At 40.6% G+C, this 26,381-nt stretch carries 23 protein-coding genes; 6 read left to right on the plus strand and 17 right to left on the minus strand.

Going from position 1 to position 26,381, the window contains the following annotated elements; genetic code table 11:
• Positions 1-63: 63 nt before the first annotated feature.
• The 17 genes from Q4575_RS03985 to pyrH form a co-directional block, all read right to left on the minus strand.
• On the minus strand, positions 64-1,857 hold the full coding sequence (locus Q4575_RS03985; protein ID WP_215962729.1) for a glycoside hydrolase family 3 N-terminal domain-containing protein: 1,794 nt from the start codon (positions 1,855-1,857) through the stop codon (positions 64-66).
• 216 nt (positions 1,858-2,073) lie between these two features.
• Positions 2,074-3,396: a tRNA lysidine(34) synthetase TilS gene (tilS, locus tag Q4575_RS03990; protein ID WP_303521375.1), complete on the minus strand. Its 1,323-nt coding sequence runs from the start codon at positions 3,394-3,396 to the stop codon at positions 2,074-2,076.
• Between the two features lie 66 nt (positions 3,397-3,462).
• Positions 3,463-4,419 (minus strand): acetyl-CoA carboxylase carboxyl transferase subunit alpha, encoded by a 957-nt coding sequence (accA, locus tag Q4575_RS03995; RefSeq protein WP_215962727.1) that lies wholly within the window; start codon positions 4,417-4,419, stop codon positions 3,463-3,465.
• A gap of 50 nt (positions 4,420-4,469) precedes the next feature.
• Positions 4,470-7,955 carry a DNA polymerase III subunit alpha gene (gene dnaE, locus Q4575_RS04000; RefSeq protein ID WP_215962726.1) on the minus strand — a complete coding sequence of 1,162 codons (3,486 nt, stop codon included), beginning with the start codon at positions 7,953-7,955 and terminating at the stop codon, positions 4,470-4,472.
• A 26-nt stretch (positions 7,956-7,981) separates the two neighbouring features.
• Positions 7,982-8,572, minus strand: a complete 591-nt coding sequence (rnhB, locus tag Q4575_RS04005) for a ribonuclease HII (RefSeq protein ID WP_215962736.1) — start codon at positions 8,570-8,572, stop codon at positions 7,982-7,984.
• 28 nt (positions 8,573-8,600) lie between these two features.
• Positions 8,601-9,761, minus strand: a complete 1,161-nt coding sequence (lpxB, locus tag Q4575_RS04010) for a lipid-A-disaccharide synthase (protein ID WP_215962725.1) — start codon at positions 9,759-9,761, stop codon at positions 8,601-8,603.
• Between the two features lie 14 nt (positions 9,762-9,775).
• Positions 9,776-10,537 carry an acyl-ACP--UDP-N-acetylglucosamine O-acyltransferase gene (lpxA, locus tag Q4575_RS04015; protein ID WP_215962724.1) on the minus strand — a complete coding sequence of 254 codons (762 nt, stop codon included), beginning with the start codon at positions 10,535-10,537 and terminating at the stop codon, positions 9,776-9,778.
• A 220-nt stretch (positions 10,538-10,757) separates the two neighbouring features.
• Positions 10,758-11,222: a 3-hydroxyacyl-ACP dehydratase FabZ gene (gene fabZ, locus Q4575_RS04020; RefSeq protein WP_215962723.1), complete on the minus strand. Its 465-nt coding sequence runs from the start codon at positions 11,220-11,222 to the stop codon at positions 10,758-10,760.
• A gap of 24 nt (positions 11,223-11,246) precedes the next feature.
• Positions 11,247-12,299, minus strand: a complete 1,053-nt coding sequence (lpxD, locus tag Q4575_RS04025; RefSeq protein WP_215962722.1) for a UDP-3-O-(3-hydroxymyristoyl)glucosamine N-acyltransferase — start codon at positions 12,297-12,299, stop codon at positions 11,247-11,249.
• A gap of 66 nt (positions 12,300-12,365) precedes the next feature.
• A complete protein-coding gene (locus Q4575_RS04030; protein WP_215962721.1) occupies positions 12,366-12,869 on the minus strand; it encodes an OmpH family outer membrane protein in 504 nt (167 codons plus the stop codon).
• A gap of 33 nt (positions 12,870-12,902) precedes the next feature.
• Entirely contained in the window at positions 12,903-15,374 is a 2,472-nt protein-coding gene (gene bamA / locus Q4575_RS04035) for an outer membrane protein assembly factor BamA (protein WP_303521376.1), read from the minus strand.
• A 49-nt stretch (positions 15,375-15,423) separates the two neighbouring features.
• Positions 15,424-16,767, minus strand: coding sequence for a sigma E protease regulator RseP (gene rseP, locus Q4575_RS04040; RefSeq protein ID WP_215962719.1), 1,344 nt, complete (start codon positions 16,765-16,767; stop codon positions 15,424-15,426).
• Complete coding sequence (gene ispC / locus Q4575_RS04045) at positions 16,764-17,942, minus strand: 1-deoxy-D-xylulose-5-phosphate reductoisomerase (RefSeq protein WP_215962718.1); 1,179 nt, start codon at positions 17,940-17,942, stop codon at positions 16,764-16,766. Before ispC ends, rseP begins: the two co-directional genes overlap by 4 nt.
• A gap of 9 nt (positions 17,943-17,951) precedes the next feature.
• Positions 17,952-18,821, minus strand: a complete 870-nt coding sequence (locus Q4575_RS04050; RefSeq protein WP_215962717.1) for a phosphatidate cytidylyltransferase — start codon at positions 18,819-18,821, stop codon at positions 17,952-17,954.
• A gap of 35 nt (positions 18,822-18,856) precedes the next feature.
• A complete protein-coding gene (uppS, locus tag Q4575_RS04055; protein WP_215962716.1) occupies positions 18,857-19,618 on the minus strand; it encodes a polyprenyl diphosphate synthase in 762 nt (253 codons plus the stop codon).
• Between the two features lie 77 nt (positions 19,619-19,695).
• On the minus strand, positions 19,696-20,253 hold the full coding sequence (frr, locus tag Q4575_RS04060; protein ID WP_215962715.1) for a ribosome recycling factor: 558 nt from the start codon (positions 20,251-20,253) through the stop codon (positions 19,696-19,698).
• A 20-nt stretch (positions 20,254-20,273) separates the two neighbouring features.
• Positions 20,274-21,005 carry a UMP kinase gene (pyrH, locus tag Q4575_RS04065; protein ID WP_215962714.1) on the minus strand — a complete coding sequence of 244 codons (732 nt, stop codon included), beginning with the start codon at positions 21,003-21,005 and terminating at the stop codon, positions 20,274-20,276.
• 195 nt (positions 21,006-21,200) lie between these two features.
• Between pyrH and Q4575_RS04070 the strand changes: the two genes are divergently transcribed.
• The 6 genes from Q4575_RS04070 (at position 21,201) to Q4575_RS04095 (ending at position 26,352) form a co-directional block, all read left to right on the plus strand.
• Entirely contained in the window at positions 21,201-21,704 is a 504-nt protein-coding gene (locus Q4575_RS04070; protein ID WP_215962713.1) for a DUF3015 family protein, read from the plus strand.
• A gap of 49 nt (positions 21,705-21,753) precedes the next feature.
• Positions 21,754-23,652 carry a DUF4105 domain-containing protein gene (locus Q4575_RS04075; protein ID WP_303521380.1) on the plus strand — a complete coding sequence of 633 codons (1,899 nt, stop codon included), beginning with the start codon at positions 21,754-21,756 and terminating at the stop codon, positions 23,650-23,652.
• A gap of 147 nt (positions 23,653-23,799) precedes the next feature.
• Positions 23,800-24,738, plus strand: coding sequence for a CsgG/HfaB family protein (locus Q4575_RS04080; RefSeq protein WP_303521381.1), 939 nt, complete (start codon positions 23,800-23,802; stop codon positions 24,736-24,738).
• Between the two features lie 128 nt (positions 24,739-24,866).
• Positions 24,867-25,181: a hypothetical protein gene (locus Q4575_RS04085; protein WP_272180051.1), complete on the plus strand. Its 315-nt coding sequence runs from the start codon at positions 24,867-24,869 to the stop codon at positions 25,179-25,181.
• Positions 25,178-25,525, plus strand: a complete 348-nt coding sequence (locus tag Q4575_RS04090; RefSeq protein WP_303521382.1) for a DUF4810 domain-containing protein — start codon at positions 25,178-25,180, stop codon at positions 25,523-25,525. Before Q4575_RS04085 ends, Q4575_RS04090 begins: the two co-directional genes overlap by 4 nt.
• Positions 25,525-26,352 carry a GNA1162 family protein gene (locus tag Q4575_RS04095; RefSeq protein ID WP_303521384.1) on the plus strand — a complete coding sequence of 276 codons (828 nt, stop codon included), beginning with the start codon at positions 25,525-25,527 and terminating at the stop codon, positions 26,350-26,352. Before Q4575_RS04090 ends, Q4575_RS04095 begins: the two co-directional genes overlap by 1 nt.
• The last annotated feature ends 29 nt before the right edge of the window (positions 26,353-26,381 follow it).

Raw genomic sequence — 26,381 nt, forward strand, 5'->3', positions numbered from 1 at the left:
GGAGTTGCCCTTCGGGGCGCTCCACCTAATACTTTTATTTAGCTAATAAAAATCCACTTAATGTTATTTAATCGTAACCGGTGACACGCCGGTTGCTTCAAGTTGACCCAATAATAACTTAGCTAAAGAAAGATAAGCTGGACCTGTTATTTCTCCCGTTACCGCGTCGGCATACTGATTATAGGAATAAGTGGTAATAACCGAGTCGGCATATTGACGATAATTTGAGGTTTCATACGGCATGCGTAAACTGACAAAAGAAATGTGCTTTTTATTCGATTGGGCGAAACTTAACAGTCGTTGTAACTTTTCGTCCTGGATTCGCTTATTTTTAGTTAAATTGCCCAATAATTTTTTCAAACGAAGATAGTCATCCATCCCTCCCATTTCAGCTAAACTTTGTTGCGGCGTAACACTAGTAGCAACAATTGCATCGGCTAGCATAATTTTAGATTCGATTTGTTGTTGGTTTAACTCGTAATAAGGAGAACAGTCGACTTTAATCGTGTGACTTAATTTTCTAAACGCCGACAGCATGGCCGCACACTTATCATCGTCTGGCATAAATATCTGAAGCGTTTTAATTGACTTAGGCAATTCACCACTGCCCTGCAATAGCGTGATTGATGCGTCGGATAACACTTGTTCGTTATCTCTATGTTGCTGCCTACCAACGACCTTTTCAGCGGCATTAATTTTAGCACTTAAGGTTTTAGCACTCTCATTACGAGACGTCGTCAACATTTTTGACTTTAGTCTAGCAATTCGAGCATAGGAGTTTGAAATTTCTTGCTTATCCAAAACACCTGTTTCAACAGCGTTTGACAATTTATCCAACAAGTCATTTAGTTTTGATATTTCGTCTCGATTTCGTATTTTAATCGGCATTAACGCGATATCGGCCCCTGCCTTAAACGTTTCTATGACAGCCTCAGATTCCGTAAAAAAGTCACTAATGCCTTTCATGTCCAAAGCATCCGTGATCACGACACCGTCAAAACCCATTTTTTTTCTGAGTAAGTCAGTCAAGATAGCTTTCGACATTGTCGCAGGTTTCATCATCGTATTGCCGCTCTTACTGATAAAGGTGCTGCTGTCTAAAGCGGGGAATTGAATATGCGCCGTCATGATCATAGAGACCGCGTTTTTATCGATGGCATATTGAAACGGTGCCAAATCGATATTTTTAATCTGTTCTAACGAATGTCCAACAACAGGCAGTCCGGTGTGGCTATCAACATTGGTATCACCATGCCCAGGGAAATGTTTTAGAGTTGCGATAACATTATGCTTTTGCATCGCCGTTAATTGCGCATAAGCCAACTTTGCCACTAATTCTGGTTGTTCGCCAAACGATCTAACATTAATCACAGGGTTGTCTGCATTAACATTTACATCAACGGTTGGTGCATGGTTTACGTTAAAGCCAGTTGCAGCAAGTTCTTTACCGATAATATCACCAGTAATTTTTGCAAATTTATCATTAAATTTTGCGTAGGTGGCTCCAATGGCCATATTACCGTTGAACGCTGTCGATATCGAACGAGGCAATCGAGCTACCCGACCTCCTTCTTGGTCGATAGAAATAAACAAAGGTAACTGGCTCGGACTTGATTTTGTCGCTTGTTGAAGTTGATGATTTAGGCTGACAATTTGCGGCAGAGTTTGCAAGTTTTCACTAAAAAGTATGACACCGCCAAGATTGTAGTCACTAATCATCTTTGCAAGTTCTGGCGTGAGTGTCGTTAGCGGTTTCCGGCATTTTTCTGGTTGTCCTTCATCATCACAGTAATAACGAAGATCAAGCATGATCTTTTGCCCAATTAAGTTTTTAACATCCAATTCTGTTGTTGCCATTACTGCATTCTCACCATTGTAACTGCACCCTATTATCCCAATAAAACTGACTAAAATTGATAATGTTAACCATCGAACTTTAAACAAACTGAATCTTGAAAAACCAATCATTCTAGACCTTATTTTATTCACAATAACCTTACTAAATCGACTAAACAGTTATCGGTGAATTTATTCACACTTTGTCCCATGCACTGAGTTTTTAACTGCCATTTATCATAACCCTAATGTAACTTTGAGCTTGTTTTGAAATCGCTCGTGAACATAGCGTCCGCCTATGGCTACAAGTTCACCCTGATAATAGACCAAAGGAATTTTGCATCTCAACCAAGGTGGGCAAGCCATATCTTTAAATGCCTGCTTGACCGATTTAGAACCGAGTCCGTTTGCCATTGGTAACTTATCTGAGTTATTGCCATATTTGATCTCGAATAAATCGTCGAATTTTGACACTATCTTAATTGTCGAATAGCAGTTTTGGGCATCTAATTGACATTCTATATTTGATTTAACCTTAGTTGTCTCGGGCTCTATACCGGTTCCAGCTTGAGCAATAAGGTAAATATGATCCCTATGTCGTTTAAAGTAAAAATCGCCAAATAAAATTTCAGGTTGATGGTCTTGCTGCGCCGTAATGAGCGAAGTGATCACTTGCATTAAAATATTGGTAGACGGATAACTTCCAGTAATTTCAAAACAAAACATACGCAGAACAGCTTTCAATTTAGCCTGCTCAAATTCATTGAGCTTAGCAATATTGAGTGTGACTTCGTTTAAAAAACCTAACCCGATACTCGCCTTATAATCGGATTTGACATAGTCGAGTAATAAATCGGCTTCTTCTTGTAATAATGCAGTTGATTGCGCTATCGCTTGATGATATTGCGGCCAACGTTGCGCCAAAACCGGCAATAACGACGTTCGCACATAGTTACGGTCAAATGAGAGTACGTTGTTTGATTCGTCTTCAACCCACTTTGTATTATAGGCCGTGACATAACTCACCAAGTATTCTTTAGTTAAATCGAGAAACGGTCGAGCAAGTTGCAGTGACTTTTGACGTCCCAATTTATCAGGAAATGGCGCCAATGACCGCATAGCACCTAACCCAGTTAAGCCTGAGCGGCGCATTAATCTTAATAAAAACGTTTCAGCTTGGTCAGCTAAATGATGGCCTGTTAATAATACAGTGTGCTCACTTAACTGTTCTGCGATGACACCATAACGAGCTACACGTGCCAGTTGCTCTAATGATTGCCGAGAGGACTTTTCAATTGTCACAACAGAGGCGCTAAAAGGTACCTGATGATATACGCACAATTGTTCGCAGAATGCCTGCCATTGCGTTGCGTTTTGACTCAGTCCATGATTGACATGCACCGCGCTGATATCAAGTGTCGGAATTTTCTTTTTAGCTTCGACAGCCGCAAGCAATAAAGCTACCGAATCAACACCGCCGCTTAATGCAACGGCCAATGGTTTATCTGTTATATTTAATCGTCGTAAATAATCACAAAGATGTTGCGATAACATCAGCATATTTGTTTCCAGTCAGACATAAAAAAAGCCATCAAAAGATGGCTTAATTCTAACGGTTATTGACGATTATAGATATCCAAAAGACATCAATCGTTTATAACGTGTATCTAATAATTCTTCTTTTGACATCGTATTTAAATCAGCTAAGTCTTGCTTAATACGTTGTTTTAATGTCGCAGCCATCTTATCCATATCACGGTGTGCGCCGCCTAATGGTTCATCAACGATATTGTCGATTAAACCGTTTTCTTTAATTTTAACGGCTGTGATCCCCATGGCTTCAGCTGCTTCTTCAGCTTTAGTTGCACTCTTCCATAAAATAGAGGCACATCCTTCAGGAGAAATTACAGAATATGTGCTGTACTGCAACATATTTACTCGGTCACCAACACCAATCGCTAATGCACCACCTGAACCGCCTTCACCAATTACGGTACAGATAACAGGCACTTTAAGTCCCGCCATCACTTTTAGGTTACGAGCTATGGCTTCACTTTGACCACGTTCTTCCGCACCAATACCTGGGTAAGCCCCTGGGGTGTCGATAAACGTTATGATTGGCATGTTAAATCGCTCAGCCATTTCCATCAAACGTAATGCTTTACGGTAACCTTCTGGCTTAGGCATACCAAAGTTACGTTTTATTTTTTCAGCAGTGTCTCGACCCTTTTGCTGGCCGATGATCATTACTGGTTCATCGTCTAAACGTGCGATACCACCGACAATTGCCAAATCGTTTGCATAGGTTCTATCCCCTGCTAATTCGTCAAATTCAGTAAAGATACGTTTAATGTAATCGTGAGTATATGGGCGAAGAGGATGGCGAGCGATTTGCGCTACTTGCCATGCGCCTAAATTTGAAAAGATTTTTTTCGTCAATTCACGATTTTTTTCTTTTAAGTTTGTGATCTCTTGCTCTAGACCCAAATCCAACTCACCACCACGATTTACTTTCTGTAGTTCGTTGATTTTTGCTTCTAATTCCGCAATCGGTTTTTCAAACTCAAGGTAATTGAAACTCATTAATACCACCAAAAAATTATTATTATTGCCAACGCTAGTGCACTGACATTCTAGAATTCAATTTTAGGCTCCAACGCCAACTCGTCATTTATGTCGAACATTAATTGTTCATCTGGGCTGACGCGCCACGCGGTTCCTAGCTCAATAACTGCCGAAGCCATTGCATTTTCGTACTCAATTCGAACAGGCGTTTGCCCATCTTTATATGGCAACAAAAGTTTTTTCAACGATTGTTGCAACTTAGCTGCAGCTTCTTCGCTTTTAACGACTAATTTAATGCAGTTAGCGAATTTTTCTCTTGCTGTAGTCATCGACATTACATCTCGACCGGTCATTGTATTGCCGTCACTAAAATTATCAAAGCTGACCTGTCCACTAATTACAATAATTTTCCCGTTTTGAAGAAGATCTAGGTACATATCGTATTGTTCAGGGAAGAAACGCACAGCGAGTCTGCCCGATTTATCGTCAATTGTCACTAAAGCCCATTTACGGCCTTTTTTATTAATCAGAACACGTACATCTATAACGAGCCCAGCTACCGTGATCATTTGGTCTCGGCGAGTTGGTTCCACGTCACTTAATTTTATTTTAGCGTAATGTCGCAATTCACGCCTAAACGCATTAATTGGATGTCCTGTTAAAAATAATCCTAACGTATCTTTTTCACCTTGTAACCAAATAGAGTCAGGCCATGGGTTCGCTACGTTAAACTGTTGTTTAAGCTCAGCAGGCGCTGAATCCAACAATCCAAATAAGTCAGATTGTCCTACATCTGCCGCTTTCGCTTTTTGAGTCGCCGCTTTTAGTGCGTCCTGCAACGTCGCCATAATAATAGCGCGGTTTTCTTGCGTGTGCGGTTCTGGTCCAAGTTGATCGAGTGCACCGGCTAAAACCAGTTTCTCTAATACGCGTTTGTTAATACGTTTTACATCGACACGCGCACAAAAATCAAATAAATCACTAAACGGACCGCCTGCGTCTCGAGCTTCTAAAATCGCTTCGACCGGGCCTTCGCCCACGCCCTTAATCGCGCCGATGCCATAAATAATATGGCCTTCATCGTTGACGGTAAATTTATATGAGCCTGAATTAACACTAGGTGGCTCAATAACGAGTTTCATTCGATCACATTCATCAACTAAGGTAACAATTTTGTCTGTGTTATCCATATCAGCTGACATTACCGCAGCCATAAACTCTGATGGATAATGGCATTTCATCCAAAGTGTTTGGTATGAAACTAATGCATACGCTGCTGAATGAGATTTGTTAAAGCCATAGCCCGCGAATTTTTCAACGAGGTCAAATATTTTCATCGCCAAGTCAGGGTCTATATTGTTATTTTTAGCCCCTTCAGCGAAAGTACTTCGTTGCTTCGCCATTTCTTCGGGTTTCTTTTTACCCATAGCTCGACGTAATAAGTCAGCGCCGCCTAGCGAATAACCAGCCATTTCCTGAGCAATCTGCATGACCTGCTCTTGGTATAAAATAATACCGTAGGTAGGTTCAAGTATTTCTCTTAGGCATTCATGTTGATATTCATGATCTGGATAGGCAACTTCTTCACGGCCGTGTTTACGTTCGATGAAGTTATCAACCATGCCCGAGTCCAAAGGACCTGGTCTAAATAGTGCTACGAGTGCAATGATATCTTCGAAGGTATCTGGTTGCAGTTTTTTAATAAGGCTTTTCATGCCCGATGATTCGAGCTGGAATACCGCTGTGGTTTCAGAATTAAGCAACAATCTAAAGCTGGCTTTATCGTCTACCGGAATTTGCGTAATATCGACGTAGTCTTTCTCGTCTTCGATACGGCTATTTGCCATATCAACAGCCCACTGTAAAATCGTAAGCGTTCGTAGGCCTAAAAAGTCGAATTTAACTAAACCGGCCGTCTCAACGTCATTTTTATCGAATTGAGTAACAGGGTTAGAGCCATCATCATCACAGTAAAGTGGTGCAAAATCGGTGATCTTGGTCGGTGCTATTACAACCCCACCGGCGTGTTTACCGGCACCACGGGTAATACCTTCCAACTTACGCGCCATGTCAATAAGCTCTTTCACTTCGCCGTCGGCGTCGTAAGCTTCTTGAAGTTGTGGCTCAACGTTAAATGCTTTTTCTAACGTCATCCCCGGATCACCAGGGATCATTTTTGAAATTCGATCAACAAAACCAAACGGTAAACTCATCACTCGGCCAACAGACTGAATTACCGCTTTAGCTGCTAATGTACCAAATGTAATGATCTGTGATACTGCTTCACGGCCATATAATTCTGCAACGTGATCGATAACTTCATCACGGCGGTCCATACAAAAGTCGACGTCAAAGTCTGGCATCGATACCCGTTCTGGATTCAAAAATCGTTCGAATAACAGGGCAAATTCAAGTGGGTCTAAATCGGTAATTTTTAGAGCATATGCCACCAATGAACCAGCACCTGACCCCCGACCAGGTCCAACAGGAATGTTATTGTCTTTGCTCCATTGAATAAATTCAGAAACGATCAAGAAATAACCAGGAAATCCCATTTGGTTGATAACGGTAAGTTCAATATCAAGGCGCTCATCATATTCTTTGCGCTTAATGGCCCTTTCATCTGGATCTGGGAATAAAATAAGTAAACGTTCTTCGAGGCCCTTTTCAGATTCTTTAACTAAAAAGTCCGCCTCTGTCATTCCGTCCGTGGGACATTCAGGTAAGAAATAAGTACCTAATTGAACGGTAACATTACATCGTTTTGCAATTTCAACAGTGTTTTGCAAGGCTTGCGGTATGTCAGAAAACAACTCGCACATCTCATCTTCTGTTCTGAGATATTGCTCTTTGCTGTATTCTTTTGGACGATTTTTATCATCCATTGTTCTTTTTTGATTAATGCAAACACGAACTTCGTGCGGCTCAAAGTCTTCGGTATCTAAGAACATTACTTGGTTTGTTGCAACAACAGGCAATCCCTGTTCTTCTGCAAACTCTAAAACTTGTTCGTTATACAAATCTTCTGGCTTTCGGCCTGTTCGAGTAATTTCGATAAAATAATGCCCATCAAAATAGGCTTTGTACGGTGCAACAATTTCTTCCAGCAGTTTGTCGTTATTTTTTGCCAAGCCAAAGGCTAAGTCACCGTCGTAACCACCAGAGAGTAAAATAATGCCCTCTCGATGTTCAATTAACCACTCTTTATCCACCGCCATTTTGTCTTTCACTAACCCACGTGAATAAGCCATAGATATTAGGTTGGTGATATTTTTATAACCATCATTATTTTTCGCAATTAGGGTCATGCGGTAAAACGGTTCGTCGTCTGCACGTCGAAGCCAAATATCGGTGCCAATTATAGGTTTGATGCCAGCGCTATGTGCCCCTTCGTAAAACTTAACGAGGCCGCACAAATTCATTTGATCAGTTAATGCAATTGCTGGCATATCAAGCTTGCTCGCTCGCGCTAACAATTTCTTAACCTTCGGCAAACCATCCATCATTGAATAGTCGCTATGCACTCTTAGGTGAACAAATTTTGGTTCTGACATAATTGGGGTATTTTATTTCCGATTTATTATTCTAAACCCAATGCTTTTCGCACGGGTTTGAAGCTTTGTCTATGGTGCGGTGTCGGACCATATTTAGCAAGCATTTCGAAGTGTAATTTTGTGGGGTAACCTTTGTGTTTAGCAAAGCCAAATTCAGGGTGAATTTTGTCTAATTCGACCATTTCAGTATCTCGAGTGACCTTAGCTATTATTGACGCAGCGCTGATCTCAGCGACTAGGCTATCGCCTTTAATAACTGCTTCGCAGGGGACAGGTAAATCAGGGCATCGATTGCCGTCGATAAACACAAAATTAGGCTGAATCTCAAGGCGCGCAACGGCCCTTTTCATCGCCAACATAGTGGCGTGTAAAATATTAAGTTCATCTATTTCACTTGGATCCGCGCGGCCAATACTCCAGGCCAATGCTTTTTTCTTTATTTCTTCAGCAAGCAACGCTCGTTTCTTTTCAGTCAACTTTTTTGAATCATTGAGCCCGTCAATTGGTTGACTAGGATCTAAAATAACCGCTGCGGTCACCACATCGCCAACTAGGGGTCCACGGCCTACTTCATCAACCCCGGCAATTAAATCTATGTTTGGACGGGTAAAAGTAATCGATTGAGTCATTCAATTTACCTTGTTTTTAAATTGCTTTAGCGCGTTTAATCAGAGGCCAAATGGCATTTGCCGCGCGAAGACTGGCATTACGTTGGATATTCTGATGAATGTCAAAAAACTGCTGCTTAAGTTCGTTTTGTGGTTTGGTTAACATTGGCAAAAGCGCTTCAACCATATTTTCTACCGTCATTTCGTGCTGAATAAGTTCAGGAACTAACTCTTTGTTTGCTAGCAAATTAGGTAAAGTAAAATACGGGGTTTTAATCATCCGACTGAATACTTGATAACTTAACCAGCCAACCTGGTAACCAGCGACCATTGGCGTTTTCATCAGCATTGTCTCTAGTGTTGCTGTTCCCGAAGCTAATAAAACCGCGTTAGAAGCCCCCATGACGTCTCGGGCATTGCCAATGCTAAGCTTGATGTTCAAATCAGAAAACGCTTCGTCAATGACACTCTGAATTGCTTTAGCTCGATAGTCATTGACCGCAGGGATCATTATTAGCAAATTGGGTATTTGCATCGTCAGTTGTCGAGCCGTAATCAAAAATGGTCGTAACAAAAATTTAATTTCTGAACCTCGACTGCCTGGCAATACACCTAAAATTGTTTGATTTAAAGGCAACTGCAATCGTTCTCTGATGGTATTTTGCTGATCTTCTAACGGGATTTGATCCGCCATAGTATGACCAACAAACTCACAGGGCATATCATGTTGTTGATAAAATGCTTGTTCAAATGGCAATAACGCTAAGACAAGGTCGCAGGCCTTTTTAATGGTCTTAATCCGAGATTGACGCCAAGCCCAAACTGACGGACTAACATAATGAACTGTGGTGATCCCCCGCTCTTTTAACATTAGCTCAAGACCCAAATTAAATTCAGGTGCATCAATACCAATTAGCACATCTGGCTGCCACTCAATTAAATCGGCTGCAAGTTGCTTACGTTTTTTGAGCAACCTTGGCAGGCGTTTTAATATTTCAAATAAGCCCATGACTGACAATTCGTCCATATCAAACATGGATTCTGCGCCGAGTGCCTGCATTTTTGGTCCTGCTACACCTTTGAATGAAATCGAAAACGATTTTTCAGCGGCAAGATCACAAAGCGCTGACATTAAGTCAGCGCCTAAAATATCACCGGAGTGCTCTCCGGCAACGATTGCAATTTTTAATTCGGTCATATCAATTCCGCAGTTTACCGAATGATCCCACGGCTTGAGTTCTCTATAAATGCCTTAAACGGTGCAATAGCAATATCTTCACCATCAAGTTGTTCAAGTGCTTCAGCAATAGAATTGCCTTTTCGGTAAACTTCCTTATAAGCACGTTTTATCGACGATATTTGTTCCGCGGTGAAACCACGACGTTTTAACCCTTCAGAATTAATGCCTTTCGGTTCAGCGGTATTGCCCGACGCCAACACATAAGGTGGCACGTCTTTTACTACGATTGAATCTAGTCCAATAAAACTATGGGCACCTATATGCACAAATTGATGAACACCAACCATGCCACCTAAAATGGCCCAATCTCCGACATGCACATGACCTGCAACACTTGCATTATTAGCGAAGATGACATTCGAGCCGATAACACAGTCATGGGCGACGTGTGTATAAGCCATAAACAAATTATTACTGCCAATTTTCGTTAAACTTTGATCTTGAATAGTGCCACGGTGAATCGTCACATTTTCACGAATAATATTGTTGTCGCCGATTTCTAAATAGGTCTTTTCTCCCGCAAATTTTTTATCTTGGCAATCTTCTCCAACCGACGAAAATTGAAAGATCACATTGTTCTGACCAATCTTGCTTGGCCCTTTGATCACTACATGTGAGTGGATGACAGTTCCGTCACCAATTTCAACATTGTCTCCAATGTAAGTCCAAGGACCTACTGAAACATTGTTACCGAGCTTAGCTGTCGGCGAAATAATTGCAGTTTCATGTATCAAAATAAATTCTCTTTCTCAGCTTATACATAGTTTAATAGTGCAAACTAGACAAAATTCAAGCCCTTGTGACCGTGCTAGTCGTATAAGTCCATTTCTTATATGTAAAATTTAACAGGTATTCGAGCAGGTGAAAACGTTCTGAGTGGTAAATGTTGCTTATTTAGGCATAAATACAAAAAAAGCCGGATATACCGACTTTCTACGTAAGATTTTGGTCATTCTATAATACGCGACGAGCACACATTATTTCTGCGCATGCCACCATTTTACCGTCAACATGAGCTTCACCTGTGAATTTCCAAATACCACGACGTTCTTTAACAAACGTTACGTGGAAGTGAATTTGATCACCCGGTACAACTGGATTTTTAAAACGAGCGTTATCTATTGCTGCAAACAAATACAATTCGTCAGGGTCAACAGCGCCTTTTTCAGCTTCGATAGTTTTAAAACCAAGTAGGCCAGTTGCTTGTGCCATAGCTTCTAAAATAAGAACTCCAGGGAACACAGGACGACCAGGAAAATGGCCAGTGAAAATTGGCTCGTTGATCGTTACATTTTTTATCGCGTGTAGCGTTTCACCAACTTTGTAATCAATAACTCGATCTATCAGCAACATAGGATATCTATGTGGTAAATACGACATGATTTTTTCGATTTCAAATGAGTTTAATTGCTCAGACAAAGTGTGTCTCCTTTCAATACAAAATTATTTATCCTGGTCACTCGATTTCTCAAGCTTTTTAACCCGGTCAAATAGCTCCGTTAGTTTTCTATAACGTGCCGTATTATTACGCCACTCTTTATTTGTTGTTGCTGGCATTCCAGACGAATACACGCCAGGTTCATTTATGTCCTTCATTATGAAGGCCCTGCCAGTAATAAATGTTCTATCACATATTGTTAAGTGGCCACTAATAGCGCAAACCCCACCAATGGTGACATTTTTACCAATTTTAGTACTGCCCGCTATCATAGTGCCGGCAGCAATAGCCGTAAAATCACCAATCTCAACGTTATGTCCAATCTGTATTTGATTATCAATAATGACATGACAACCAATTATTGTATCTTCTATTGCACCGCGATCGATGGTTGTAGATGCGCCAATTTCGGTATGATCACCGATGACAACACGACCGACCTGAGGAATTTTCAACCAGTGTTGATTACCTTCAACATTTAGTGGTGCATAGCCAAACCCATCCGCACCGAGCACGGTTCCTGCGTGTACAGTGCAATCTGAGCCTATCTTCACCGTATGGTAAACCGTAACATTTGGCATCAGTTGAGTTCGACAGCCGAGCATTGTACCCTGCCCGACATAACAACCTGCTCCGATCACTACATCATCGCCTAAAACAACGTGTGCTGCGATCACGGCATTTGCACCGATCTTAACATTTAGGCCAAACTTAGCGGTTGGGTCGACGGTTGCCGTTTGATGAATTCCGTCGCTTTGCAGTGGCGTAGAATCTAAAACTTGTGCGGTTATCGCAAAACCTGCATAGGGGTTATCCATCACAATGCGGTTACCAGCAAAATCATCTCGCTGTGCTTTGGATAATATCACTGCACCCGCTTGCGTTTCCGCTAAATATTTTTTGTATTTGGCATTGGCAAGAAATGAAATTTGCAGTTTTGTCGCATTCTGTAACGTTGCGATACTAGTAACTGCATAGTTTGAGTCACCGATCACTTCTGTTTCTAAGCCAGTTTGATTGGTTATCTCGGCCGCTAATTGCTTTAACGTAATTGCCATTTTAAATCCTCCCAATAAAAAACCCACTTAGAGTGGGCTTTTTCAATTATAACGCGTAAACCTAAATTAGTTTAATTTGCTGATCCGCGCTGTAACTTTGTCTGAAATGTCTTTTTCAGGAGTCACGAATACAATTGATTGTGCTTGCAACACGATATCGATTTTCTCTTCTGCTGCAACAGCATCAACGGCTTCTTTAACAAGCGCTAAGATCTTGTTGCGCTCTTCAGTTTGACGTTGTTTAAGTTGTTGGTCTAGCGGCTGTGCACGACTTTGAAACTCTTTTTGCATTCCTTCGATTTTAACTTTAAGTGCTTCTTGCTCTTCTTGACTCATTGTCATTGATTCGCGTTGAAACTTTTCAATACTAAATTTTATGTCACTTTGTAATTTAGTCAGTTCTTCTCTCGGGCCAGCAAATTCTTCATTTAGGGTTTGCATCATTGCTTGAGTCTGAGGCAATTGAGCGACAATTTTTTGTACATCAATTACAGCAATTGATTCTGCAAAAACCGATACTGAAAATAAAATACCAGCTGTTGCACCTAAAATCTTTTTCACTAAAGTCATTGTTTTACTCCAAAATTATTATAAATCTTTCAATTAGAATGTTGTACCGACATTGAAGCTAAATACTTCATGCTCGTCTTCTTCGTATTCTTTTAACGGCTTAGACCAGGTAAATACCATAGGTCCCATAGGTGAAAGCCACTGAATTGACACACCGGTAGACGCACGATAGCGACCAGGGTCTGAATAATCAACTAACTTTGCACGTTCATTTGCCGATAAATCGTCATAGTAACCAAGATCAAACTCGGTATCCCATACATTACCAACATCAACAAATATTGATGTACGAACCGAATTTACGTATTCATCAGATAAAAATGGTGTTGGTGTAATTAGCTCAATTCCACCAAATACAGATGCGTTACCACCAGTTGCACGGTACGTTGTCGACAAGACATCTTTTTCCGAACCTGCAATTACACTTGTTGTGCCACCAAGTTGATTTGGTATTCCACCAGAAATTGTTTGAGGGCTTCTAACAATTCCTTTTGGTCCAATCGTATTACTTTCAAAACCACGTAAGTCGTTTGAACGTTGTTGCATATTTTCCCAAAATGGCAATGTCTGTTGATTACCATCAAGCGTTCCGTAACCATTACCGTAGTTCATTTCTAATCGAGTTAAGAACGTCCACTTATGATCACGTGACAATGGGAAATAGAATTTCGAGTCAAAGTTAAACTTAAAGTACTCTACGTCAGAACCCGGAACCGTCACCTTAAAACCGTAATATTGACTTGAACCATTACTTGGGAATACGCCGCGGTTTAGTGTGCTACGACTCCAGCCAATTGACGCTTCGACCGATTCAAATTTGAACTTGGCATCTGGGTTGTCAGGGTCAATGAACGAGCTCGCAAATCGACGGATCTGATCGTATGGCTGCAACGCTGATATCTCAATATCTTTATACGCCATACCGACACTAACACGGTTATTTTCCATAACCGGCCAACTTAATGTTGGACCGACGGTGATTGTTTTACGCGAATACGTTACTAGATTAACTTTTGACGCATCATAATTACTGTAAGAGATTTGGCCACCAAGACTTACGCCATCATCCGTAAAGTAATTATCGGTATAGTTTAGAGCAATTGTTTGCTGCGCTTTCCAAGTGTTAAGTGAAATACCAACCGAGTTACCCGTACCTAAAAAGTTTTCTTGCTGTACCGACGCATTAAATGCAAGCCCAGTATAATCACCATAAGAAACACCAGCTTGGAATGAACCTGACGGTTGTTCTTTAATGGTAAATTGAACGTTTACCGCATCGTCACGGCCTGGGATTTCTTTGACTTCAAACTCAACCGTTTCAATGTATTTTAAACGTTGAATAAGGTTTTTAGATAATTCCAATAACTCATTAGATAATGTTGCACCTTCAAACTGGCGTATCTCACGGCGCAATACTTCATCTGACGTATTAAAGTTACCTATGAACGAAACACGCTGAACATAAACACGTTTACCTGGGTCAACCGAGATAGTTAAAGCAACTTCGTTTTTCTCTTCATCAAGCTGAGGAATCGTCTTAACCTGTGCATTTGCATAACCAAAGCGAGCGAGGTATTTAGTGATCATTTCTTCAGTGTAAGTAACAACTTCACCGTTATAATGCTCATTGATTCTAATTGGTACGAGTCTCTTAAGAAACTCTTCTTGTCCCAACAAGTCGCCGATAAATTCAAAACCAGTCACCGTAAACGGTTCACCTTCAGTCACGTTAAGTGTGATGTAAACCGATTCTTTATCTGGTGCGACTGAAACTTGAGTCGATTCAATATTAAACTTTAAATAACCAAATTCTAAATAGTAGTCACGTATTGTTTCAATATCGCCCTGCAGTGCTTGCTTTTGATAACGGTCATTATCTAAAAACTGCCACCAAGCCAGGTTTTGCTTTGATTCAATCTTAAGTAACAATTCCTCGTCTTCAAAAACCTCATTACCAACAATGTTAATTTGACGAATTTCAGCTGCGTCGCCTTCTTCGAACTCAAACTTTAGCTTTACGCGATTTCGAGGTAAGTAAGTGACACTCGCATTTACCGTAGCATTGTATTTACCAACACTATGATAGAAGTCGGTAAGTGCCGACTCAATGTTCGTTAAGATAGTTTTATCGAGGGATTCGCCAACTCGTATATTAGAGTCGTCTAAACTGCCTTGTAACTGCTCGTCTTTAATATCACTGTTACCATCAAATTCAATAACGCTGATGGTAGGTCTTTCCGTCACCTTATAAATTATTGTGTTGCCATCACGGTACACTTCAATATTTGCAAAATGGCCAGACGCGTATAAGCGTTTAATCGATTGCGCTACATAAAACTCAGTTATTTCGTCACCTGCGGAAAACGGCACATGCGTCAGTGCGGCACCAAGTGCGACACGTTGCAAACCATTAACTTGAATGTCTTCAATAACAAATCGTTGTTCGTCTGCAATAGAAAAGCAACTAAGAGAAATTAAGAGAATACTAACTACGATATGTTTCATTATTATTTTTGTTCCAATACAACTACTACAGGCAAGATATAATCAGCCACTACAATCTGCCGAAATCATTCATAATGGCGATACCCATTATCATTAATAATGCAAAAGCACCGATCCTAAAACCGATTTCTTGCACCCTTTCAGAGACAGGTTTACCTCTAATTAGTTCAATTAAAAAATACATTAAGTGCCCGCCATCCAATATTGGCAGTGGTAATAGATTGACTACACCAAGATTGACACTTATCAAAGCTAAAAAACTGACAAAGTAAACAATTCCGCTCTGAGCACTGATACCAGCGCCCTGTGCGATTGAAATAGGACCACTTAGGTTATCTAATCCAATAACGCCTGTTATTAACTTGCCGATTGTCTGGAAACTCATGGTGATTAATTCATAAGTTTTAACAACTGCTTTTTGTACGGCGGGCAAAATACCATATTGATGATTAAATACATAGTCTTTTGGCCAATTCTCAAACTTAGGTGCGATGCCAAGGTAGCCATTGCTGAAACCCTCTGCGGTCGGTTTGTTAGTTGGCCGGATAGTCAAGGTTATACGTTCTTCACCTCGTTGCACCAAAAGCACTAATTCCTTTTCTGCGGATTCACTTATGATCCCGGTGGCCTGTTTCCAAGTGGTTAATGGAACATTATCCAAAACCAACATAGTATCGCCAACTTTAAGCCCGCCTAAGTCGGCCGCAGATTCAGCAACAACATGACCTAACTCAAGCGTTGGTTCTGGCCGAAATGGCTCGATACCAAGCCCACTGAGCAACTGCCCGTCCGAAACGGTCCAGCCTATCGTATTTAGTGTTGCTGTTGTTTCAAAGTTGCCACGACTTACTGTGAGGTTCACTCTGTCGTTACCAATATGATTGATTAATGCATAGCTCGCCGCTTCCCAATCTCCAACTGACTGATCTTCAACTTTGATGATTAAATCATTGGCATATAAACCCGCATGTTGCGCGGGTGAGTCCGCGATAACGTTACCTATGACAGGTTTTACCGCCGGTACCCCCATTAAAAACATGACAAATAACGCAAATATCGCGAATATAAAATTCATCATTGGGCCTGCAGCAACGATTGCAATTCTTTGTTTGACGGATTTTTGATCAAAGCTAAATGGTTTGTCTGCCTCTGCAACGTCGTCAACACGACCGTCTAACATTCTTACATAGCCACCTAATGGGATTAGACCGATAACATATTCAGTACCGGTTTTCCCGTGCCAACTGTAAATTGGTTTACCAAAACCCACCGCAAAACGAATAACTTTTACCTTGTTTTTTCTGGCAACCCAAAAGTGGCCATATTCATGTACAAATACTAAAATACCTAGGGCGACTACAAAGCTCAGTAGGTTCCAAATAAAATCAATCATAACAATGGCTCCAACACTGCTGTGGCAGCATATTTTCGACTCATTGTATCTAGCGCTAATATATCGTCTAAACTCGCTACAGACTCACCAGCAAGCTTATTTAGTACACCTTCATTTATTGTTGCGATTTGATTAAACCCTATTTGACGAGATAAAAACGCGGCGACAGAAACTTCATTGGCAGCATTCAGTATCGTTGTTGCTGCTTGTCCACATTTAGATGCTTCTAATGCTAATGCTAAATTTGGAAAACGGTTTAAGTCAGGCGCTTGGAACGAAAAATCTGCAAGTTGGGTAAAGTCGAGAGGTGTTACCCCGGAGTCAATTCGATTTGGAAAAGCCAACGTATGAGCAATCGGTGTGCGCATATCAGGTTGTCCCATTTGCGCAATTACCGAGCCGTCATTGTAACTCACCATCGAATGAATAATAGATTGAGGATGGATAATGACATCAATTTGTTCAAAACTAGCATTAAACAGCAAACGTGCCTCGATAAACTCGAGACCTTTGTTCATCATTGTGGCGGAGTCCACAGAGATTTTAGCGCCCATATCCCAATTAGGATGGGCCACTGCCATTTCTGGGGTAATCGCTTCAAATTCATTTAGTGGTTTAGTTAAAAAAGGTCCACCAGACCCCGTCAATAAAATTTTGTGAACACCGGAGTCTGTTAACTTCCCGCCTTTTTGAACTGCGGCAGGTAACGCTTGAAAAATGGCATTATGTTCACTGTCGACCGGCAATAAAGTTGCGCCACTTTTACGAACTTCATCTAAGAATAATTCGCCGCTCATGACTAAGGCTTCTTTATTTGCCAACAATATTCGTTTGCCCGACTTAGCGGCGGCCATTGTAGGCTCTAAACCTGCGCCACCAACAATAGCGGCCATAACAGTATCAACGTCAGTACAAGCTGCAATTTCTACTAAGGCTTCTTTACCACTGAGCACTTTTACCGAGCTTGGTACTAATGCTTTAAGCGCGCAAGCCGCGGCTTCTTCTACCATTACTGCAATTTGAGGTTTGTGTTCTAAACAAATCTTAGCCATTGCTTTAACATTGGTATTGCCGCTAACAGCATATAGGTTAAATTTATCTGGATGACGACATATAACATCGAGTGTCGAAAGCCCTATTGAGCCGGTTGCTCCAAGGATTGTTAGATTCTGCATTGTCGCCAATTAATTAAGATAAAAATGACTGAAAAATACCAAAAACACAGGCATTGCAGCGGTTAACGAATCGATACGGTCCAATAATCCACCGTGACCGGGAAGAATATTGCCACTGTCTTTCATGCCAGCGTCACGCTTCAACATGCTTTCACTCAAGTCGCCAAATGCAGAAATGACACCAATGGCTACGCAGGATAAGATCAGTACAAACCAGCTATCCATCGAAGTTTCTGAATTCCACAATACGTAAACGGTTAGTAAAACAACAGCAGCCATTCCACCCAAAAAGCCTTCAATCGTTTTTCCAGGACTTACCCGTGGCATAAGTTTGTGACTGCCAAAACGACGTCCCGCAAAATAAGCGCCTATATCTGCGGCCCATACAATACCAAAAACAAATAAAGCGAGCCAAGCGCCTTTATCGACATCTAACTCATAATGCCATTGACGTATGGTTAATAATGCAAGCCAAGCCGGTATAACGGTTAAATAACCAAATACGGCCTTAACAATAGGTTGATGTTGCCAAACGCGATTCCCACGTGGGTAAATCAAAACTAATACTGAGCTGACAAACCACCAGCAACAGGCGCATAACATAAGTAAGTAGTTTTGTTCGGTCAGTTGACCTGTAATGGTCCACAGGTCTTGCTCTAGGTAACCTAAATAGAGTGCCAGTCCAAGAGCGACTGATCCGCCAGCATAAAGCAATTGATTAACAGCGGATTTTATCTCGGCTAATTTACTCCATTCGTAGGCTGCATAACCAAATACCCCTAAAGATAACCAAGTAAACCAGTCTGATGGCAGATTAAATAACGCTAACAGTAATAACGCACCCAGTATCAAGGCTGTAATAATTCGTTGTTTTAACAAACTTAAATCCTATTTTTATTATAATTTTAAGTGCACTAGCGTTTAACTTGCTCGCCGGTCAACCCAAATCGTCGTTCTGTTCCGGCAAAAGCTTCAACAGCTTGAGCAAATGCTAATGCGTTAAATGCTGGCCAATAAAGTGGCGTAAAATGCAATTCTGCGTAGGCTACTTGCCATAGTAAAAAGTTACTGATCCGAGTCTCTCCCCCCGTTCTGATCAATAAATCTAAATCAGGTTGTTCAGCAAATTGCGTATGTGAGTCAAATAATGCTTCATCAATGTCAGCACTTTCCAACTCGCCACGTTTAACTTTATCCGCAAGTGACTTTGCTGCTTCAACAATGTCCCAACGGCCGCCGTAATTCGCAGCAACATTTAAGGTTAACCCTGTATTGTTACCCGTTAGTTCGTGAGCCGAGGCCACTTTCTTTTGAATTCCTGCGCTAAATGCCGTGATATCGCCTACGATTTTTAACTTCACGTTATTTTTGTGTAAATTCTTTATTTCTTTTGTGAGTACCAACATAAATAGGTCCATTAACCCAGAAACTTCTTCCTCTGGTCGTTTCCAGTTCTCACTTGAAAACGCAAATAATGTAAGTGACTTGATCCCAACCTGACGCGCAAACTTCACCGCAGCACGAACCGAGTCAACACCTTTCTTATGGCCGTATACTCTTGGCATTCCTTTTTGTTGCGCCCATCGACCATTGCCGTCCATTATAATCCCAACATGCTGTGGAATAGAATCGGCGTAATGCTCTAATACGTCAGCGACAACGTCTACTTTTGCCATTATTTTCACCTAAAAATAATAAAACGCCGAGTGGTAAAACTACACGGCGTTTATAACTAATCACCACTAATGAGCGATTAAATTTCCATCAATTCTTTTTCTTTTTTGTCAAACATCGCATCGATAATTTTCATCTTAGCATCTGTTAACTTTTGAATTTCGTCTTCAGCTTGGCGAGCTTCGTCTTCAGATATTTCTTTATCTTTTAACAACGATTTAAAATCACCATTTGCATCACGGCGAATATTTCGCACTGCAATTCGACCACTTTCAACTTCGCCTTTTACCACTTTAACTAAGTCACGACGACGCTCTTCGGTTAATGCTGGTAACGGAATACGGATAACCGTACCTGCTGACATTGGATTTAAACCAAGGTCTGACATCATAATTGCTTTTTCAACAGCTTGTGTCAGTGACTTATCAAATACAGTCAATGCTAACGTACGTGAATCTTCAATCGAAACGTTGGCTAATTGGTTAAGTGGGGTATCCGCACCGTAATAAGACACTTGAATGCCATCTAAAAGGCTCGGATGAGCACGTCCAGTACGAATTTTATTTAATTGAGTTTGAAGAGCATCGATGCTCTTGTCCATACGCACAGCTGCGTCTTTTTGAATTTCATTTAACACGTTAAAATTCCTTTAAAAATTTATAAACTTTCAATCTTGTTATTAGATACGATTGTACCTTCTTGCTCACCTGTCACAACACGTTTTAAAGCGCCAGGCTTATTCATATTAAATACACAGATAGGCATATTATGGTCACGGGCCAACGTAAATGCAGCTAGATCCATAACTTTTAATTCTTTTTCAATAACTTCTTGATAATCCAATGCAGGGTACAATACCGCATCTGGGTTTTTCATTGGGTCGTCAGAGTATACACCATCAACTTTAGTTGCTTTTAACACAACGTCGGCTTCTATTTCAATTCCGCGTAAACATGCGGCTGAGTCGGTTGTAAAAAATGGATTGCCAGTACCTGCAGAGAATATAACAACGCGACCGCTTTTTAATAAGCTAATGCCCTCAGCCCAAGAATAATCGTCACAAACACCTTTAAGTGGAATCGCCGACATTAAACGTGCGTTTACATGTGCTCTATGCAAGGCATCACGCATTGCTAAACCATTCATCACAGTAGCAAGCATCCCCATGTGATCACCGACAACGCGATTCATTCCAGCTTCTGCAAGTGGTGCACCACGGAAAATATTACCTCCGCCTAAAACCACACCAACTTGGACATCCTTTTCTACTAACTCTTTTATTTCCTGCGCCATACGGTCCAAGACTTTAGGGTCAATTCCAAACCCTTCTTCGCCCATAAGGGCCTCACCGCTTAATTTTAAAAGAATGCGTCGATAAACTGGCTTCATGTTTTGAAGGCTCCCGTAGATTGAAATTATGAGGTGCAAATTGCCGCGTATTCTAGGGGATTTTTACGGTTATAGCAAAGCAAAAGTGATTGTTAGAAACAAAGTTTTAGTCACAAAAATGGCGAAAAATATATTTGCCGTCAAAAAAAATAATGCTAATGTGAATTTGAATATTTATATAAAGGAAGACTATCAATGAAGTTAAAACAATACGTGCTTGCTATTTCTACAACCGTGGCTTTGTCTTTTTCTGCTTCTACACTAGCTGATGATACTGTTGATCAGGCTGCCAAAGCAGTAAAAAATGCATGGACAGACTGTGGGATCGGAGCCTTAATTTTTAAAGACATGCCTGTAGCGGCCGCTGTTTCTAACATTATTTGGGATTTAGGTACGACTGCCCTTATCTCTATGGCTGCGTCACCAGAGCAATGTAAAGGCATTAATGTTGCGTCTGCTGTATTCATTAATGAGTCGATTGAGCAAATCGAAACAGACATCAGTAAAGGTGAAGGCCGTCATGCAACAGCCATGTTGTCACTTATGGGTTGCGATGTTGCAAACCATGCTAAAGTAACCGCGGCTATTCGCAACGATATTGCGACTGATGAATCATTTGCTGAATTAGCGTCTACAGCTAAAGCTCAAGCAATGTATTTAAAAACAAGTCAACATGTAGCAGCGTGTACTGTTAGCTAATTTTTTCTTTTATGCGAGATAAAGCCTGCCTGTGCAGGCTTTTTAATTTATGAGATTTATTCTATTTTTATTCTTTTTTCATTGTATTCAAGCTTTTGCTTCCCCTATCCCCAAATCAAATACGGAACTAAGTGCTAGGCCAAGCGAGGAAATACAATCGCTTGCTAATGATCCGTTTTGGATCGGTTTACTACGATACAAAAATAACGATGGCCTATTTCAAAGTGAAGTGACTTCTGATTCCTATTTTTTGAGTGACAATGGAAAAACTGACAGCAGTGCTGAATTACTCGCTAACATTAAACTGCTATTTTCCACTCCTACAGACAACAATCATCCCAGTTGTCGCTTTCCGGCTCGCTTTAGTTGGCTCTCCAAGCAACTTAATTTAAACACTTCTCAATATAACTTAAACCACTGTGAAGACTTTAATCAATGGGCTAAATTGCCTAGTCTTAAATCCGCTAGCCTAGTATATGCTTCTGGGTACTTGGGCAACCCGGCATCTTTTTTTGGGCACTTATTACTAAAATTCAACTATCAATCAAACTCAACTGGCAGTAACTTATTACTTGACCACAGTGTTAATTTTGGTGCTGCAATCCCCCCTGAAGACGGTGCACTGACGTACGTATTTAAAGGTTTTTTCGGTGGTTATTTTGCCGCATTTAAAGAAGATAGTTTTTTCCGTCATCATAGAATGTATGCCGAACAAGAATCCAGAGACCTCTGGGACTATCAGTTGGCGCTTTCTAATACTCAACTTCAAATGTTGATCATGCACGTATGGGAACTTCGTAGACAAAAATTTGATTATTACTATTTGAACGACAATTGCGCGTCTCGTATTGCAGAATTAATTAGCATAATTACCGATAGAAAATTAATCGATGACGAGTTTTATTGGGCCCAACCAATAAATGTTTTTAAAGCGATTGCAACACCAAGTAACAACTTAATTGCTTCAATCGATAAACATCAATCCAAATTCTCTAGTTTTCTGTCGAACTATCAACACCTAACCGCCACTGAAAAGGAAGTGGTTGTTAAATTAAATAACCAATGGCGTACCAACTCACTTTTAAATAACACAGACAATAGTCATAACGCTTACACTAGTTTGAGTCTTGCTGAAAAGGTTAATGTTATTAATACATTAATTGAGTTTTTAAATTATCAACATCAGCTCGGGAAAACCGATAATTCCTTTAGAAAGAAATTGTTAAAAGAGCGGCTCCTACTACCTACCGGTGGCAACTTCAAGCCTACAAAAATTGAAACCGCTCCGCATTTAGGCCAACAACCTAGCATGACGCAAATCACCGTTCGTCATTCATCTAGCGGCCAATTAGCAACTAAAATTAGGATGCGAGCGACCTATTATGACTTACTCTCTAATGATATTGGACGTCTAGCCAACTCCTCATTGCAAATGGGTGACTTAGAATTTTTGGTGTCTGATGAAGGGGTTCGACTAGAGCGTTTTGACATAACCAATATACTCACGTTACAACCGGCACAAACAGATCTAAACGAGACATCTAATTTAGCGTGGAAAATTCGGCTTGGGTTTGAATCCAATCAACAAAAATGCTTTGAATGTATTAATGTGACGACAGAGCTTGGGCTAGGTAAAGCCTATGCTTTTGGAGGTGGGACGGTCTATGGGATGCCTGAGTTAAAACTGCAAACGTCAACTTCTTACCTTCGCCCTATTTCTGCAAGTTTAACGCTAGGTTACCTTTGGGACTTTAATTCGTATTGGAAAAGTCATATTGAATTAAATCAGCCCATAATTGGACTTGCTGATACCTCTTATGACAACGTCCCTACACTTAAGTGGCAAAACAGATTTGGTTTAGGGATTGATTATGACGTGCGACTCAGCATTGAACGCCGCCCCTTCGAAAATTCAATAGACTTAAGCTATTCATATTATTGGCAATAATATTAAGAAATTTATTTTATTCGGTAGAAAACAAATTAATGAACCTTTTAATTTTACGCCTGTCATAAAGTAAGAAATCTCACGGACTGGTACTTCTTAACATTTTTTACTGACCATTTCGTGCCACAATGTCAAAGGATTACATTTATGCAAAGACACTTATTACCCTCATTATTTATGGTTTTGACAATTTCTGCCTGTACCAGTGCGACCAAGGAGCAAATTAACAAACCCATTTCGGGTGCCGACCAAATTGCTAAAACCAAGTTAAGTTCAGAGCAAGGCCTCAAACGAATTGTTGCTATAGGTCGATTTTCTGACGAATCAAAACGCCAGTCTGGTTTTTTAGTTGATGGTAATAACAACCGTTTAGGTAAACAAGCCAGTGATATTCTAAATGCTAGGCTGACTCAAAGCGGAAAGTTTATCTTGCTAGAACGAAGTGATTTACAGCTATTGAAGAATGAAACTAACAATAAATTTGATGCCAGTTTAATTGGAGCTGAATATTTATTGCTAGGTTCTGTTTCCGAATTTGGCAGGGAAACGGTCAGTGAAGTGGGTATTTTTTCAAGAAATAAAATCCAAAAAGCCCGTGCAACTGTCAATGTTCGGCTAGTGAATGTCGCTACATCTGAAATTATCTATTCCGAAGAAGCAACAGGCGAAGCCACGTCGGAGGCAAATCAAGTATTTGGTGTTGGTGAAGTTGCTGCATTTAATACCTCACTAGACGACAAAGCCGTTTCCGCGGCGATATCTAAACTTGTTGCAAACATAATGAACAACCTACTAGACAAACCTTGGAAGAGTTACGTGTTGGGCGTTCAGGACCAACAACTGATCATTGCAGGTGGCTTAAATCAAGGTCTAACACCTGGAACAATGTTATCAATCTACCAACCTGGAAAGTCGGTAACTAATCCTCAGACAGGTCAATCAATCGAATTACCTGGACGTATTATCGCGACAGTTAAAGTCGCAGCTAATGCGGGAGAAGGTGAAAGTCAGATCAGCTTTGTGGATTTGGTCGATGGCAAAATTGACGAGGCGCTTCTAACTCAATACCAAGTTAGAGAACGTTAATTTAACAAGACTAGTTTTGGTTAACGAAGGTGATTACAGGCTTAAACGCCACTGGGTTAGTGACCAAAAAAACGTTTTCAAAACAAAGCCATTACATATCGACTCATTTGGTTATAAGGATAGTTTTTATGAAGAAATTAATACTCGTTACTTTTATGTTTATCATTTCAGCCTGCACCAGCGTGCAATACACAAATCAGCCTGTTGACCAAGCTTATGTTCAGCTTGAAGGTAACTTTATTGGTGCCACTATTATTTTAGGGCAAACCATTACCAACATTAATGCAAAAACTAAAACGTTTGAACTCAATGGAAAGACTGTCGCTAAGTTTCCAATAGCCATAGGCAGTCACGAGCTTAAAGTTCTGCGTAATGGCAAACTCGTTATAAACAAGAATATTTTTGTCACTCAAGGTCAAACAGTGGATGTGATTATACCGTGAAATTAGCCTATTTATGCTTGTTGGTCTGTGTAACAACCCTAACCGGTTGCGCCGCCAAAACGATGTATTACTGGGGAAACTACCAAAATACCCTCTATGACTACCGCAAAAATGATGACAGTCATGCGTTTAATCGCCACAAAACAGAGCTAGAAGGTATAATCAACAAAGCACCTAGCAAAAATAAGCCGGTGCCGCCGGGTGTGCGATTTGAGTTGGCTATAATGGAGCAATCACTTGGTAATAAAAGTCGAGCCATCGAATTGTTGACTCTAGAAAAACAATATTTTCCAGAGGCTCAATATTATGTTGATAAGATTTTATTAACTATCGAGGTTGAATAATGGCGAACAAAATAACTATTAACAATGTGAAAAGTTCAATATGTCACCAGGCCATTAACCAAACCGTTTATCTGCAAATGGCAAAAAAGTTTATATCAGCCACTTCCATAATTGCATGTTTACTTGTATTGCAAGCTTGCCAAACTACTTCGGGTTATAGCAAATTGCAGGCGTACCCAAATATGTATCAGGAAAAAATAAAGTCCATATTGGTGTTGCCTGCTCGCAATACAACAACCGCCGCAGACGCAGCACAACTCTACTCAGCAACTTTAGCGTTGCCACTCGCCGAAGCGGGTTACTATGTATTGTCAGTGCCGTACGTCGAATCTGTGTTCGCTAATGAAGGTATTATTGACGGCGCACAACTTTCAGCAATTCCACTTTATAAATATCAGCAGCTGTTTGGCGCCGATGCGGTATTGTTTGTGGATATTAGTCATTGGAATACGTCTTATTATATTGCTGGAGGAAATGTCGCTGTTGGTGCCAAATTCCAACTTGTTTCAACTAACTCAGGTGAAACACTCTGGCAGCAAAATGATGTTGTTGTTGAAAATACCAGTGGGGATTCTGACAGCTTTTTATTCAATCTAATTATTACTGCGATAAATACAAGTACAACAGACTATCTGCCATTAGCCAATAAGGTCAATTCAAGGGTATTTAATACCATACCCAAAGGCAGTTACCATCCGCTATATGGACAAGATCAGGAACAGTCTGCCCTTATCCCAGCGCAAACCAATGAACACGAGCATAACTCGACTTCAAGTGGTAGTGAGAAACGAGCGAGTAAAGTAACCTCGCATATTGAAATTAATTAATCTCAAATTTCAGACATAAAAAAACCGCG

It is taken from the genome of Psychrosphaera sp. 1_MG-2023, from assembly GCF_030548245.1.
GTDB classification, from domain to species: domain Bacteria; phylum Pseudomonadota; class Gammaproteobacteria; order Enterobacterales; family Alteromonadaceae; genus Psychrosphaera; species Psychrosphaera algicola.